Annotated in this window: 11 protein-coding genes; 7 read left to right on the forward strand and 4 right to left on the reverse strand. The window is 65.0% G+C overall.

The window, feature by feature from the left end; all coding sequences use genetic code 11:
- Window positions 1–412: 412 nt before the first annotated feature.
- Window positions 413–847, reverse strand: a complete 435-nt coding sequence (locus tag JI743_RS11345; protein WP_201928410.1) for a hypothetical protein — start codon at window positions 845–847, stop codon at window positions 413–415.
- Between the two features lie 107 nt (window positions 848–954).
- Here JI743_RS11345 and gyrB point away from each other — a divergent pair, with 107 nt between their 5' ends.
- Both gyrB and JI743_RS11355 read left to right on the forward strand, forming a co-directional pair.
- Window positions 955–3,495 (forward strand): DNA topoisomerase (ATP-hydrolyzing) subunit B, encoded by a 2,541-nt coding sequence (gene gyrB / locus JI743_RS11350; RefSeq protein ID WP_201928411.1) that lies wholly within the window; start codon window positions 955–957, stop codon window positions 3,493–3,495.
- A gap of 101 nt (window positions 3,496–3,596) precedes the next feature.
- Window positions 3,597–4,001: a septal ring lytic transglycosylase RlpA family protein gene (locus tag JI743_RS11355; protein ID WP_201928412.1), complete on the forward strand. Its 405-nt coding sequence runs from the start codon at window positions 3,597–3,599 to the stop codon at window positions 3,999–4,001.
- 46 nt (window positions 4,002–4,047) lie between these two features.
- Here the strand turns inward: JI743_RS11355 and JI743_RS11360 are convergent, their stop codons facing one another.
- Window positions 4,048–4,974, reverse strand: a complete 927-nt coding sequence (locus tag JI743_RS11360; protein WP_201928413.1) for a glutaminase — start codon at window positions 4,972–4,974, stop codon at window positions 4,048–4,050.
- A 73-nt stretch (window positions 4,975–5,047) separates the two neighbouring features.
- Here JI743_RS11360 and JI743_RS11365 point away from each other — a divergent pair, with 73 nt between their 5' ends.
- The 5 genes from JI743_RS11365 (at window position 5,048) to JI743_RS11385 (ending at window position 14,137) form a co-directional block, all read left to right on the forward strand.
- Window positions 5,048–7,462, forward strand: coding sequence for a ligase-associated DNA damage response DEXH box helicase (locus tag JI743_RS11365; protein WP_201928414.1), 2,415 nt, complete (start codon window positions 5,048–5,050; stop codon window positions 7,460–7,462).
- A 58-nt stretch (window positions 7,463–7,520) separates the two neighbouring features.
- Entirely contained in the window at window positions 7,521–8,567 is a 1,047-nt protein-coding gene (locus JI743_RS11370; RefSeq protein WP_201928415.1) for a retroviral-like aspartic protease family protein, read from the forward strand.
- Window positions 8,568–8,608: 41 nt separating this feature from the next.
- Entirely contained in the window at window positions 8,609–9,319 is a 711-nt protein-coding gene (gene pdeM / locus JI743_RS11375) for a ligase-associated DNA damage response endonuclease PdeM (protein ID WP_201928416.1), read from the forward strand.
- Between the two features lie 154 nt (window positions 9,320–9,473).
- Window positions 9,474–12,227, forward strand: a complete 2,754-nt coding sequence (locus JI743_RS11380; protein ID WP_201928417.1) for a TonB-dependent receptor — start codon at window positions 9,474–9,476, stop codon at window positions 12,225–12,227.
- Between the two features lie 95 nt (window positions 12,228–12,322).
- Window positions 12,323–14,137, forward strand: a complete 1,815-nt coding sequence (locus JI743_RS11385) for a cation:proton antiporter (RefSeq protein WP_201928418.1) — start codon at window positions 12,323–12,325, stop codon at window positions 14,135–14,137.
- A 4-nt stretch (window positions 14,138–14,141) separates the two neighbouring features.
- On the opposite strand, the gene holA is transcribed toward JI743_RS11385, so the two are convergent.
- Window positions 14,142–15,173, reverse strand: a complete 1,032-nt coding sequence (holA, locus tag JI743_RS11390) for a DNA polymerase III subunit delta (protein WP_201928419.1) — start codon at window positions 15,171–15,173, stop codon at window positions 14,142–14,144.
- 16 nt (window positions 15,174–15,189) lie between these two features.
- Window positions 15,190–15,717, reverse strand: coding sequence for an LPS assembly lipoprotein LptE (lptE, locus tag JI743_RS11395; RefSeq protein ID WP_201928420.1), 528 nt, complete (start codon window positions 15,715–15,717; stop codon window positions 15,190–15,192).
- Between the last annotated feature and the right edge of the window lie 97 nt (window positions 15,718–15,814).

Consider the following 15,814-nt stretch of genomic DNA (forward strand, 5'->3'; position numbering starts at 1 on the left):
CCTCCCTGTGGCGAAGCCATGGGGAGGAGGACCGCTCGCGAAGCGAGGGGTGGAGGGGCCGCGACGTTGCGCCATTAGCCCCTCCGTCAGCCCTTCGGGCTGCCACCTCCCCATGCCTGCGGCACAGGGAGGATCTGATGTCCGCTTTCGGTCGTTTCCAGACATTCGTCATCCCGAACCGGGCCCGATGACCGATTGGACGCGCCCGCCCGTGCCCGAACGCGCAGTCCTGAAACGGGCTGAATCCTCCATCAAAAGAAAGGGCCGGAAGGAAGGCTGGCACCGCCGAATATTGTAGGAAAGCCCTATTTGAATGTGGCGGCGGTTACGGGGTGGATTCCTGCCTCGTCGTCCCCGCGACGGCCAGTTACGTTCGAAACCCGCCATATCGGAGGCCCGCAGGAGTCGGCGCTTAACCTCCCAGCCGTACCGAGCCGCCCTTGATCCAGCCCCAGCGGCACGGCCCCTGATATTCTCGCGCATTGGGCACCGTCTTGCCGACGCCGCACATATCGGGATCGGTGCCGGGGGCGGCAAAGACGATCCCGAACCATCGGTCGTCGTCGGTCGCCTCGCACACCGATACCCGCACGCCGCCCGCAAGCTTTGCCTTGACCGCGCGCGTTTCGTCCGGCGCCCAATAGACGTCGGTGCCGCCATCGACGACGCGCGAGATGCTCGAACAGGCGGGGAGGCTCGGCCCCTCGGTTCCGATCACCACCGCGCGCGTCGCGAGCGGCTCGCCGGAAACGACAGGTGCATTGTCGGCGGGCGGCGCGGGTTCGCTGCACGCAGCAAGTGCGAGGACAGAAAGGCTGGCGAGCAAGATGGCAAAGGCTTGTTTCATGGCACCGAATCTAGCCGCCGCAGCGTGCCCGCGCAACGCCCCTTGCCACAGCGCCAAGGGCCGCATTTTAGCTTGGGTTTTGCGCCCGCCGACCCTATATAATCGGCATGACAGACCCGCAGGAAAATGGCGCAAGCGAAGGCGCCGCAAAACAGCCCAATGCAAACGCCTATGGCGCCGAATCGATCAAGGTCCTGAAGGGCCTCGACGCGGTCCGCAAACGCCCCGGCATGTATATCGGCGACACCGACGACGGCTCGGGCCTCCACCATATGGTGTTCGAGGTCAGCGACAATGCGATCGACGAGGCGCTCGCGGGGCATTGCGATCTTGTGCTCATCACGCTGAACAGCGACGGTTCGGTCAGCGTCGAGGACAATGGGCGCGGGATTCCGACCGACATCCACCGCGAAGAGGGCGTGTCGGCCGCCGAGGTCATCATGACGCAGCTCCATGCGGGCGGAAAGTTCGAGAATACGAGCGACGACAATGCGTACAAGGTGTCGGGCGGCCTCCACGGCGTCGGCGTCAGCGTCGTCAACGCGCTTTCCGAATGGCTCGAGCTCACCGTCTGGCGCGACGGCCAGGAACATTGGATGCGCTTCGAGCACGGCGACGCCGTCGCGCCGCTCAAGGTCAACGGCCCTGCCCCGGCGGGAAAGAAGGGGACGCGCGTCACCTTTTTCGCGTCGACCGAGACGTTCAAGAATGTGACCGAGTTCGACTTCGACAAGCTCGAGCATCGTTACCGCGAACTCGCCTTCCTGAACTCCGGCGTCCGCATCAAGCTCGTCGACGCCCGCCATGCCGAACATGTCACGCACGACCTCTTTTACGAGGGTGGGATCGCGGCGTTCGTCAAATATCTCGACCGCAACAAGAATGCGCTGCTGCCCGATCCGATCGCAATCAGCAGCGAGCGCGACGGCATCGGCATCGACGTCGCGCTCGAGTGGAACGACAGCTATTATGAAAATGTGCTCTGTTTCACGAACAACATCCCGCAGCGCGACGGCGGAACGCATCTCGCCGCCTTTCGTGCCGCGCTGACGCGTACGATCAACAGCTATGGCGAAAAGTCGGGCATCCTCAAAAAAGAGAAAGTCAGCCTGACCGGCGAGGATATGCGCGAGGGGCTGACCGCGATCGTGTCGGTCAAGCTGCCCGATCCCAAATTTTCCTCGCAGACCAAGGACAAGCTCGTCAGCAGCGAGGTCCGCCAGCCGCTCGAAAGCCTGATGGCCGACCGGATGAGCGAATGGCTCGAGGAAAATCCCGCCTATGCCAAGGCAGTGATCCAGAAGGTGATCGACGCCGCCGCGGCGCGTGAGGCCGCGAAGAAGGCGCGCGAACTGACGCGTCGCAAGGGCGCGATGGACATCGCCTCGCTGCCCGGCAAACTCGCCGATTGCCAGGAACGCGATCCGTCGAAATGCGAGCTTTTCCTCGTCGAAGGTGACTCGGCAGGCGGCAGCGCCAAGCAGGGCCGCGATCGCAAGGTTCAGGCGATTCTGCCGCTCAAGGGCAAGATTTTGAACGTCGAGCGCGCGCGCTTCGACCGCATCATTTCGTCGAAGGAGGTCGGCACGCTGATCCAAGCGCTCGGCACGGGCATCCGCGACGAGTTCAACATCGAGAAGCTGCGCTATCACAAAATTGTGATCATGACCGACGCCGACGTCGACGGCGCGCATATCCGCACGCTGCTGCTCACCTTCTTCTATCGCCAGATGCCCGAAATCATCGAGAACGGTCATCTCTACATCGCGCAGCCGCCGCTCTACAAAGTGTCGAAGGGGCGCAGCGAAGTGTACCTCAAGGACGACGCCGCACTCGAAAACTATCTCGTCGATGCTGGGATCGACGCGCTGCTGCTCGAAAGCGCGGGCGGTGCGCGATCGGGCAACGATTTGCGTGGCCTGATCGAACACGGGCGACGGCTGCGCGCGCTGATGCGCTATGTTCCGCGCTCGATCGATCATGGACTGGTCGAGGCACTCGCGCTTACCGGCGCGCTCGACCCGTCGCTCGATGCCGCAGGGCGTCACAGCGCAGCCGAGACCGCGGCCTCGTGGCTCAACGCCGCCGAGCGCGCGCTGACTGGCGGCGCCGAGGCATTGTGGACCGTCACCGCGGTCGAGGGCGGCGGCTATACGCTCGAGCGGCGCTGGCGCGGCGTGAGCGACCATCATGCGGTCGACAATGCCTTCCTCGCGAGCCAGGAGGCGCGGCGGCTGCACAGCCTCGCCGCCGAACAGTCCGACACCTATGCGCGCCCCGCGCGGCTCGTGAAGGCGACCGCGGCGCAGATCGAGGCCGAGGCCGAAAGCGAGGCCGAAGACGGCGATCTGCCGACGACGAGCGCCAAGGTCACGCCGGTGACGCGCCCCTCCGAACTGCTCGAAGCGATTTTCGCGCATAGCCGCAAGGGACTGTCGATCAGCCGCTACAAGGGGCTGGGCGAGATGAATGCCGAACAGCTTTGGGAAACGACGCTCGACCCTGCCAACCGTTCGCTGCTGCGCGTCGAGGCCGAACAGGCCGACGTCGCGCACGAGATTTTCGAACGGCTGATGGGCGACGAGGTCGAACCGCGGCGCGATTTCATCCAGACCAACGCGCTGTCGGTCGCCAATCTGGACGTCTGAAGCCGCATCTGGCCGCGATTCGGCTTCGATTCGACGCGCATCCGATTGATTTTGTGTGCCGGGCCTGCTTTTGGCGCCTCCTCTGACAAGGGGATGACGTCATGCGGGCCGTTTCTGCCATGCTGCTTCCGCTTCTGCTCGCCGCTTCAGCGGGCGCGCAGGAAGTCGAAATCGCCGACAATCCGATTGCCGAGATCGTCCAGGAAACCGAAATCGACGGCGGGATGGCGAGCTATTACGGCAATGAGCTCGCCGGAAACCGCACCGCCAATGGCGAGCGATTCGATCCCTCGCAGCTCACCGCCGCGCATCGCACCCTGCCATTCGGCAGCATGGTACGCGTGACCAACATGTCGACCGGCGACAGCGTGGTCGTCCGCATCAACGATCGCGGCCCCTTTGCCCACGGCCGCGTGATCGACATCAGCCACGCCGCGGCGCGCGAAATCGGCATGCACCGCAGCGGCACCGCGCGCGTCGCGCTGGCGCTGATCGACGAAGACTGACGGGAAAGCCAGCACCCACGTCCCATCCCCTCACTACCTCCTGTCGCTAATCGAACACCGACCAGCCCGCCGCATAGGCAAAATGTTCGAGCGCGATCGCGCCGACGAGCGACGTTCCCGCATCGTTCAGCCCCGGCGACCAGACCGCGATCGACCCATGCCCCGGCGCGATGCACAAAATGCCGCCGCCGACCCCGCTCTTCCCCGGCAAGCCGACGCGAAAGGCGAACTCGCCAGAATTGTCGTAATGACCGCACAGCATCATGATCGCGTTGATGCGGCGCGCGCGATGCGCGTCGATCAACTGTTCGCCGCCAAGCGGATCGCGTCCCTCCATCGCAAGAAAGAGTCCCGCGCGCGCAAGCTGGCGGCAGCTCATCGCGATCGCGCATTGGCGGAAATAGACGCCGAGCACCGTTTCGACCGGATGCCGCAAAGTGCCGAACGCATCCATGAAATGCGTGAGGCTGCGGTTGCGCGCGCCCGTTTCGGATTCGGACGCAGCGACGTTAAGATCGACGTCGACCGCATGGTCGCACGCGCGGGCGCGGATGAAATCGAGGATTTCGGCGATAGTCGCATCACCGCTGCGTCCGTCGATAAGCCGGTCGGTCGTCGCGATGGCGCCCGCATTGATCAGCGGATTGCGCGGGATGCCCGCCTCGCTTTCGAGCTGAACGATCGAGTTGAACGCGCTGCCCGACGGCTCGCGCCCGACGCTGTCCCAAAGCGCGCTTCCGACGCGGCGGAGCGCGAGCGCAAGCGTGAAGACCTTTGACATCGACTGGATCGAAAAGGAGATGTCGGCGTCGCCGGCGGTGTGAACCGTCCCGTCGGGGAGCGCGAGCGCGAAACCGAAATGCTGCGGATCGACCCCCGCGAGCGCCGGGATATAGTCGGCGACCTTGCCCTCGCCGCGGTGCGGCAGCGCGATGTCATAGGCTTCGGCGACGCAGCGGGCGAGATCGGTCATCGACGACAACTAGCGCAGGATAGCGGCGGATTGAAGGCTTGCCGCCCTTCCCTCGACGCGCCACATCGGACCCATGTCGCTCCCCGCCCCCTTCAACAACTGGTTCGCCGCGCGCGGGTGGAGATTGCGGCGTCATCAGGCCGAGATGCTCGCGGCAGGTGCGCGCGGCGACCATGCGCTGCTCGTCGCCGCGACGGGTGCGGGGAAGACGCTAGCGGGCTTTCTGCCAAGCCTCGTCGAGCTGGCCGAAAGCCCGACCGACCGGCTGCACACGCTTTACGTATCGCCACTGAAGGCGCTCGCCGCCGACGTCGAGCGCAACCTGCTCGGCCCTATCGCCGAGATGGGACTCGGCATCAGCGTCGAGAGCCGCAGCGGCGACACGAGTTCGGACAAGAAGACACGCCAGCGCAGCCGGCCGCCCAATATCCTGCTGACGACGCCCGAATCGCTGTCGCTTTTGCTCTCCTATCCCGACAGCTTCACGATGTTCGCCGACCTCAAGACCGTCGTGATCGACGAGATTCACGCCTTTGCACCTGGCAAGCGCGGCGACCTATTGAGCCTGGCGCTGGCCCGGCTCCAGCAGATCGCGCCCGAGACGCGCCGGGTCGGGCTTTCGGCGACGATCGCCGATCCCCTCCAATATGCCGCCTGGCTCGCCCCCGATGCCGATGCGGGCGCGGTGACGCTGGTCGAGGGCGAGGCCGGGGCAGATCCCGACATCGAAATCCTCCTCCCCGAAGGCGCGGTGCCGTGGGCGGGCCATTCGGGACGATATGCGGTGCATCAGGTGATGGCCGAGGTCGCGAAGAATCGCACGACGATCATCTTCTGCAACACGCGCGGGCTCGCCGAACTGATCTTTCAGGAGCTTTGGAAGGTCAACGACGCCTCGCTGCCGATCGCGATCCACCACGGCAGCCTCGACCGCGAGGCGCGCCAGCGCGCCGAAGCCGCGATGGCCGAGGGGCGGCTGCGCGCGCTCGTCGCGACGTCGAGCCTCGATCTGGGGCTCGACTGGGGCGACGTCGATTGCGTGATCCAGATGGGGGCGCCCAAGGGCAGCTCACGGCTGCTCCAGCGCATCGGCCGCGCCAACCACCGGCTCGACGAGCCGAGCAAGGCGCTGATCGTTCCCGGCAACCGCTTCGAATATCTGGAAGCGCGCGCCGCACTCGATGCGGTCGAGGCGGGCGAGCGCGATGCCGACCGCTTTCGTCCCGGCGCGCTCGACGTGCTTGCCCAGCATGTCATGGCGCTCGCCTGCGCCGCGCCGTTCGACGAGGCCGCCCTGCTGGCGGAGGTGCGGAGCGCCGCGCCCTATCGCTGGTTGGGTGCGGACGTCTTTGCGCGATTGCTCGGCTTCGTGCGCGACGGGGGCTATGCGCTCAAAAGCTATGACCGCTTCCGTCGGCTTGCGCCCGATGGCGAGGGGCGGTGGCGCATCGCGCATCCGCGACTGGCGGCGCAGCACCGGCTCAACGCAGGGATTATTGTCGATGCGCCGACGCTCGATGTGCGCTTCAAAAGCGGTCGCCGTCTCGGCACTGTCGAGGAGTATTTCGCAAGCACGCTGACGGCAGGCGACACTTTCGCATTTGCAGGGCTCAGCCTGGAGGTTGAGGCGATCCGCGACACCGATCTGATCGTCCGCGCGACCACGCGCCCCGCGCGTATCCCCTCTTATGTCGGAGCGCGCATGGCGCTGACGACGCGGCTCGCCGACCGGGTACGCGCCTTTCTCGGCGAACCCGAAAGCTGGCAGCGTTTTCCGGACGATGTCCGTTTCTGGCTCGAGATGCAGGCACTGAGGTCGGCGCTGCCGCGTCCGGGCGAATTACAGGTCGAGACCTTCCCCCACGAAGGGAATCATTATCTGGTCGCCTATCCCTTCGAAGGATGGAATACGCACCAGTCGCTCGGCATGCTGATCAGCAAGCGGATGGAGCGCGCGGGGTTGCAGCCGCTCGGCTTCGTCGCGTCGGACTATGCGCTTGCCCTCTGGTCGCTGCGCCCCGTGGCCGATCCGGAAGCCCTGTTCGATTCGACGATTCTTGAACAGGAGTTCGTCGAATGGGTCGAAGGGTCGCATCTTTTGAAGCGCGCCTTCCGCGAGGTGGCGGTGATCGGCGGGCTGATCGAACGCCAGCACCCCGGCAAGCGCAAGACCGGAAAGCAGGTCACTTTTTCGACCGACCTCATCTTCGACGTGCTGCGAAAATATGAGCCCGACCATCTGCTGCTGGAGGCGGCATGGGCCGACGCGCGCGAGCGGCTCACCGATGTCGCGCGGCTCGGCGACCTGCTCGACCGGGCGGCGGGGACCATGCTGCACAAGGCGCTGCCGCGCATCAGCCCGCTGGCGATCCCGGTGCTGGTGCTGATCGGGCGCGAAAATGTCGCCGCCGCCGACCTCGACGACATATTGCTCGGCGAACTGGCCGATGCGCTGGCGCAGCAGGCAATGGGCGCCGAATCGTCCTGATCGGCCGCCCCTTGCTGAGCCGGCAGAGGAGGCGTAGACTGTAGGGCGGAGAGAAACGATGCCAGCGACTACCCCGACGAGGCGTTTCAGCCTGTGGATGTTGTTCGCGGCCCCGGCACTGGTCGGCGCCACGCCTACGCCCCAGACCTCGACCCCGACGCCGACCGCGGCGCCACCGGCCCAGCAAGCACCGGACGAGGCCAGCACGACCGGAGAGGTCGTCCCCTTTGTCCAGCCGTTCGATCTCGACGCGACGCGGCGCATGTCGGTCAAGGTAATGATCGGCGACGAGGGGCCCTTCTCCTTTCTGGTCGATACCGGCGCGGAGCGGACGGTCATCGCGCGCGAACTCGCCGCCCGCCTCGACCTTGTCGAGGGCCAAAAACTTCGGATGGCGACGATCGGCAGCGGCGCGACCGTTCCCAGCTTCCGCGTTGCCGCGCTGCAGATGACCAATCTCCGGCTCGAGGAATTCGACGCCCCGGCCTTTTTCGGGCGGCATATCGGCGCCGCCGGCCTGATCGGCGTCGACATGCTCGAGGATCGGCGCCTGCTCATCGATTTTCGCAACGAAAGCATGAAAATTCTCGAAACGCACCGTCGCGCGCGCCCCGTCATCCGCGACCGCGACGCCATTGTCGTGACAGCGCGCAACTCGGCGGGTCGTCTGATCCTGTCCGACGCGCGTATCGGCGACCGCAGGATCGATGTCATCGTCGACACGGGTGCGCAGACGAGCGTGGGCAATATGGCGCTGATGAAGCTCGTCGCGTCGCGCCGCGAAAATCGCGTGCCCTTCTTTTCCGCCACATTGGGCGCCGTGACCGGTGAAGATGTTCCTGCCACCCGGACGGCCATCCGGCGCATCACGATCGGCGGCATCGACATCAACGATCTTCCGATTTCCTTTGCCGATGGGCAGGCCTTTCGCGTTCTTGGATTACACGAGCGGCCGGCGCTGCTTCTCGGTATGGACAGCCTGTCGCTGTTCGACCGCATCGAAATCGACTATCCGAACAAACGCGTCGTATTTGACATGCCCGATGCGGCCCAACGTCCGGCCGGATATCGTTTCGCGGCAAGCGACCTTCGTCCCGGCAGCTAGGCAGGCTTGCCGGACTTTTGCGCCATTGCCATAGCGGGGCGATGGAGTTTCAGCCCAGCCTGGATTTTGCGAACCAGTGTGTCCGGCCCTTGGCCGATCGCGCGCTATTCTGGCCGCGCCACGGCGCGCTGATCGTCGCCGACCTGCACCTCGAAAAGGCGAGCTGGTTCGCAGCCCAAGGGCAACCGCTCCCCCCCTATGACAGCCATGATACGCTCGACCGACTCGACCGGCTTGTCGACGCGACCGGCGCGCGCGCGATCTGGTGCCTGGGCGACAGTTTTCATGACCGGCTGTCGGCGGACCGGATGGCGCCCGCCGCGGCCGAGCGGTTGGCGAGCCTTTCGAGCAGGGTCGAACTCCTCTGGATAGCCGGCAACCACGATGGATTGTCGGCGGGCGCGTGGGGCGGTGCGGTCGCCGCCGAGATCGAGGTCGATGGCATCGTCTTTCGTCACCAATGCAAGCCCGCCGATCGTCGCCCCCAAGTCTCGGGCCATTTCCATCCGAAGTTGCGTGTCAACCTTCGCGGTCGCCCCGTGGTTCGCCCCTGCTTCGCCCGCGACGAGCGCACAATGATTCTGCCCGCTTTCGGTAGTCTGACCGGCGGCCTCGATGTCGGCGACGATGCTATCGCCGCCAATTTCGACGGCACCTACCACGCAATGGTCGTAGCGGGCGAAAAATTGCTGTCAGTTGCTTATGGTAGAGCCATTTTCGATGACGCTACGTCAAGCGGGCACGGGGCCTGAATGCACGCGAAAGTGCGGCTTTGGCGCCTGTGACACAAAAGCATCACTCGCCGAAAACATGACGTGAATCGGGCGCATCGTCTGGAACAGGGCGGCATTTCCGGTATGTTTCAGGGCCAATAAAAACAACGAAATGTTGAGAGGAGTGCCCAAAATGAAATCATCGACCCTTTGTGCTGCCCGTCTCCTGCGCTCGAGTGCGCTCGGCGTATCGCTGGCTGTCGTGACTGTCGCCATGCCAGCGCAGGCGCAGGACAGCGCGCCGCAGAACGATTTCGACGACGCGCCGATCGTCGTCACGGCGCAAGGCCGTTCGCAGCTGCTGTCGGACGTTCCCGTTGCCATCTCGGCCGTGAACGCCGAAACGCTGCAGAACAGCGGCGCGAACGATATTCGCCAGCTCAACCAGGTGGCGCCGTCGCTGCTCGTGTCGTCGACCGGCTCGGAAGCAAATGGTTCGGCGCGTATCCGCGGTATCGGCACGGTCGGCGACAACCCCGGACTTGAAAGCTCGGTCCCGGTTTTCATTGACGGCGTCTATCGCTCGCGTTCGGGCATCGGCCTCAACGAACTTGGCGAAATCGACCGCGTCGAAGTGCAACGCGGCCCGCAGGGAACGCTCGGCGGGCGTAACTCGTCGGCGGGTCTCATCAGCATCTATTCGAAAAAGCCCGATTTCCAGTTCGGCGCGACGGGCGAGATCACTTATGGCAATTACGACTATTGGCGCCTCGGCGGCAGCGTCACCGGCCCGATCAGCGACACGCTCGCCGCGCGCCTCGACGGCATCTGGGTCAAGCGCGACGGCTTTTATCGCGACACGACGAACAACACCGACGTCAACGACCGTGACCGCTATTTCCTGCGTGGGCAGCTGCTGTTCGAACCGACCGACGCGCTGTCGATCCGGTTGATCGCCGACTATACGTTCCGCGACGAGAAATGCTGCGGCGCCATCTATGTCGACAACAGCGTCAACCCCTATATCGGCAACCTCAACAATCCGTCGACGCCGCTCGCGCCGCTTCAGCCGGACGGCAACAACATCATCAACGTGCTGCGTGACCTCGGCCAGCCGCTCAGCGCGTTCAACCAGGGCTATGATCGGACATTGTCGGTCAGCCCCGGCCGGAGCTACGCTGGCGAGACCAAGGATTATGGCTTCTCGGGCCAGATCGACTATGATCTCGGCGGCGCGACGTTGACGTCGATCACCGCCTATCGCGAATATCGGTCGAGCCAGGCGTCGGACACCGACTATGGCGCGGTCGATATTCTCTATCGTGCCCCAAGTGACGATGCCTATCGCCAGTTCCACACCTTCACGCAGGAATTGCGCCTGCAGGGCGAGGCGTTCGACGGCAAGCTCGACTGGCTCGTCGGCGGATTCTACGCCAATGAAAAGCTGCGCGTGCGCGACAATCTGCGCTTCGGCACCCAATATGGCCGGTTCGCGAACTGCCGCATCATCACCGGCGGCGGGCTCGCAGGGCTGTATTCGCCGAATAGCCCGCTTTGCGTGGCGCCCGGCGTTGGTCCCGCAACAATCGCTGGCGCATCCGGCGCCTCGGGTCCCGACATCGTCGCGGCCTTTACCGCGCTCGACGGGCTCAACGACCTGGGAAGCATCAACGATCGCTACAGCCAGAATGGAGAGAATTGGGCGCTCTTCACGCACAATATCTTCCACATCACCGATAAACTCGATTTCACCTTCGGCCTGCGGTACACGAACGACAAGAAGGACTTCGGGGCGACATTCTCGAACGACAACACCGTCTGCACCACCGTGCAGGGTCTGGTGCTCGACGATCTGGCGAGCCCCAACGCCACGGCCCGCGCGCTTGCCGGCGCGCTCATCGGTCTGAGCTGCCAGGGCAATTCGACCGCCGAGCTCAACGGCGTATCGATCAGCGACAGCCGCAGCGAGGATGAATTCACCGGCACCGCGATCCTGTCGTACAAGCCGGTCGACGATCTGTTGCTCTATGCCAGCTATTCACGCGGCTACAAGGCAGGCGGTTTCAACCTCGACCGCTCGGCGCTCAAATCGCCGATCTTTCCGTTCGCGGCGACGCCGGGCGGGGCGCAGAGCCTTGTCGGGGCGCTGCAGTTCGACCCCGAATTGGTCAACAGCTATGAACTCGGCGCGAAATATTCGACCGGCCCGTTCAGCCTCGGCGTCTCGCTGTTCCGCTCGGACTTCAAGAACTTCCAGCTGAATACGTTCAACGGCACGGTCTTCCTCGTCCAGAATATCAACGGCTGCACCACCGATCTGGGCGGTGCCGACCGCGATACGAGCGCGGCGACCGGCGCCTGTGCGCAGGACGATGTGAGCTGGGGCGTGCGGGCCGAGGGCGTCGAGATCGAGGCTTCGCTCGTTCCGGCGCGTAACTTCCGCGTCGCGGCAGGCCTTACCTATGCGGACACCAGCTATCGCAACAATCTGGTCGGCAACCGCTTCGGCGCGCCGCTCGACCCGGCGCTGCGCAAGCTGCCCGGCGACAATCTGTCGAACGCGCCCGAACTGGTCGCGACCGGCAGCGTCACCTGGACGCCCGAACTCGGCAGCGGCGGACTTACGGGCCTCGTCTATATCGATGGTCGCATGACCAGCGATTACAACACCGGCTCCGACCTCTTCCCGCAGAAGGAGCAGGACGGCTATGCGCTGTTCAACGCACGCATCGGCGTTCGCGGCCCCGACGAGAAATGGGGCATCGAACTGTGGGCGCAGAATATCTTCAACAAGCAATATTCGCAGGTCGCGTTCAACTCGCCCTTCCAGGCGGGGACGACGTCGGCGCCCTTCACCGACCCGCAATATCCGGGCGGCCGCCAGATTTTCTCGCAGTTCCTTGCCGAACCGCGGACCTATGGCGTGACGGGGCGCTTCCGCTTCTGATCCAAGGGCACAGCATATCGGGGGCCGCTCTTTCCAGGGGGAAGAGCGGCCCTTTTTTGTAGCCGCGGGCGTGCCGCGCCGACTAGGAATGGTCCATGTTCGCAATCGAATCCCTGCTCGTGAAAATCGCCCTGATCGGCGTCATCGGTATCGGCGCGCAGTGGATCGCGTGGCGTACCGGCCGCCCGGCGATCGCGCTGATGCTGATCGCCGGCATCGTCGCCGGTCCCATCCTCGGCCTGCTCGACCCCGAGCGCGATTTTGGCGAGCTGCGCGAGCCGATCATCAAGCTGGCCGTCGCGATCATCCTGTTCGAGGGCGGGCTCAGCCTCAAGTTCCGCGAGCTTCGGCAGGCCGGGCTGGCGGTCGCGATGCTCGTCTTCGTCGGGGTTCCGGTCGGCTGGGCGCTCGGCACCGCTGCCGCCTATTATGGCGCCGGGCTTCCTTTCGAGCTCGCTGCGCTGCTCGGCGGCGTGATGATCGTGACGGGGCCGACGGTCATCATTCCAATGCTGCGGTCGCTCAATATCGCGCCGCGCGTCAAGAATATGCTGAAATGGGAAGCGATCGTGAACGACCCGATCGGGGCTCTGCTCGCGGTCGGCATCTACGCTTATATCATCCACGGCGGCGCAGAGGCGAACAGCGTCGGCATCGTGATCGACGTCGTCGCGGCGAGCGTGCTCGCGATCATCATCGGCGGCGCGGCGGGCTTTGCGCTCACCTGGGCGTTTCCGCGCGGCTGGGTGCCCGAGTTCCTGAAGGCCCCGGTGCTCCTCACCACGGTGGTCGCAACCTTTGTCCTGTCCGACCTGATCCTGCATGAAACGGGGCTGATTACTGTCACCGTGATGGGCGTCGTCATGGCGAACCGAGAGACATATTCAACGCATGTGCTCCAGCGCTTCAAGGAGGACCTCACCGTCATCCTCGTCTCGGGCGTGTTCATCATCTTGTCCGCCACGCTCGACTGGGAAGTGGTGCGCAATTTCGAGTTGCGCTTCGTCGTCTTCCTCCTCCTGCTGCTCTTTGTCGTCCGTCCGCTGACCATCATGGTCGCACTGCTGTTCACGCGTATCCCGTTCAAGGAGCGGCTGTTCGTCGCCTGGATTGCACCGCGCGGCATTGTCGCGGTGGCAGTGACCGGCCTCTTTGCCCTGCGTCTCTCCGACTATGGGATCGCGGGGGCCGAGGCGCTGGTTCCGCTGAGCTTTGCGGTCGTCATCGCCACGATTTTTGCGCATGGCTTTACCGCCGCGCGCTTTGCCCAGTGGCTCGGGCTCGACCGCGGCAAGGGTGATGGCGTGTTGCTCGTCGGCGCGAACAGCTGGACGATCGCCTTTGCCGAATTCGTCAAGGCGCAGGATCGCAAGGTGCTTGTCGCCGACCCCAGCATTCTTGCGCTGCGCCGCGCTCGACGGGCGGACCTTCCGGTCTATCATGGCGACATATTGGACGAAGCCCATGACGACAGCCTCGACATGGGTGACTATCAGCAGCTGATCGCCGCGACCGACAATGACAGTTACAATGCGCTTGTATGCAGCGAGCTCGCGGCCGAGATCGGGCACGACCGGGTCAGCCGGATGGTCGGGGAATCGCGCGCTGCAAGCCAGCGGCGCGGGCGCATCTTCACCCTGGCAGGCACGCCGATCGAGGAACAGCTTGATCGTTTGCAGGCAGGCTGGACGTTCGGGCGGACAAAGATCACCGAGAAATACAGCTATTCCGATTTCGTCGAGCGGATGAAGGCGACGGGCGGCGACAGCCTTGCCGTGGAGCGCGCGTCGGGCGAGTTGCGGATCTTTTCGACGCAGTATCGCCCGACAGTCGAAGCAGGCGATACCGTCTGGACCTTCGTTCCGCCCGACGTTCCCAAAGCGCGCAAATCGTCGGACGACGGCGCATAATCCGTCAGCGCGCGCGCGCCGCCTGATGGGCAATGTCCGTCATGAGTTTGCGGAACAGGACCGCGCCTGCGGTTCCCGACGACTTCAGGGCACGCTCGCATTCGATCAGGCGGGTCATCAACCGCGCGACGCGGACCGAGTCCCAGATGTGGAGCTGCGCCGTCACCGCGTCGCGTTCCTTCCAGAACACGCCGCTGCTGCGCGCTGACACGACGGTTGCAGGATGCGCCCCGGCATCGACCTCGGCCCGCAGGCGCGCAAGCTGCATCGCGCGGATCGCGAGCGCGCGAATGATCCGGATTTCGGCAACGCCGACCGCCGCCGCGGTCGCCAGCATCTCGTGCAGCTCGCGCAGCTTGCCGCCAAGCGCGACATTGATGCACGCGCTGACGTCCTCCTCGTGCGTCGCGGCGCCAAGCGCGGCAATATCGGCGGCGGTCACCTGCCGTTGCCGGTCGGGTGCGGCATCGAGGTAGAGCGCGATCTTCTCGATCTCGCGGCGCATCAGCGCCTGATCGCCCGACACAAGGTCGACGAGCAGCTGCGCCTCTGCATTGGCAAGCCGCAATCCCTGCTCGGAAGCCGCCGCCATCGCTATGCCGACGAGCGCGCGGCGGTCGGGTTGGTAGCAGATGGCAGCGACCGCATGTGGTGCGGCTTCGACCAGCTTCACCAGTTTCGACTTGGCGGTGATCGCCGCGCCCGATGCGATGACGGGATTGATTGCGGTCTCTGCCGCAAACAGTGCTTCGACTGCGGCAAGGCAATCATCGCCATTACCGGCGATCTCGAGACGGATCACACGGCTCGGCGAAAAGAGCGACATCGACGCGGCTTCGGCGGCGAGGAGCGACGGGTCCTGCGCAAGCTGCGTTCCGCTAAGGTCGAGCCGCTCGGCCTCCTTGCCCGCGAGTCCGACAAGGTGCGCCGCGACCGCCGCCATCGTCGCGTCATCGGGACCGGTAAGCAAGGTCAGGCGGATATTCGGATCGAGCCGCGACTGGCGTTCGAGGTCGACGGGCTTGACGGACTTCATCGTCGCGACGACCGGATCACGAGGCGGGCGCTGCGGCCGGGCCTCCGCGCTGCGCATAGACCGCGAGCCGCGCAACGATCTGGTCGGCGATTCCCGAGGCGAGCCGTTCGAGCGCCGACGATTCGGCAGCGATCGTCGCATATTCGCTGCCGACCACGTCGATGCCGGCATCCTGCGCCGCCGTCGCGTCGAGCAGCACTTCGCCGGTTCCGGCGTCGACAAGCTGGTAGCGTGCGCGCAAGGTGCGCCGCTCGCGCGTCACGGCATCGTCGGCGCGCACGCCGAAACCGGTGATCGAATCCTCGAGCCGCACGTCGAGACGCAAGCGGCCGCCCGCACCCTGCCCTGCCTGCGTCGGCTGGAGCCGGTCGCGCAGCGCGTTGCGGACGAGCCATCCCGAATGCCCCTCGATCGGCGCGACATCGACATCGGCGAGCATCTGCGCGACCGCCCCCTTGCTCCCGCTGGCGTAAAGCGGGCGAAGGCCGCACCCGCCAAGGGCCAGCGCGGCGGCAACAATCGAGGCGGTGACAAGCTTATGCATCAAATACCCTCATGCCCCCTAACCCCGTTCGTGTCGAGCGAAGTCGAGACACGCTGGCGCTGCGCCAGACGCATCTCGACTTCGCTCGACACGAACG

Origin of the sequence: Sphingopyxis jiangsuensis (assembly GCF_016734905.1) — a bacterium.
GTDB classification, from domain to species: Bacteria; Pseudomonadota; Alphaproteobacteria; order Sphingomonadales; family Sphingomonadaceae; genus Sphingopyxis; species Sphingopyxis jiangsuensis.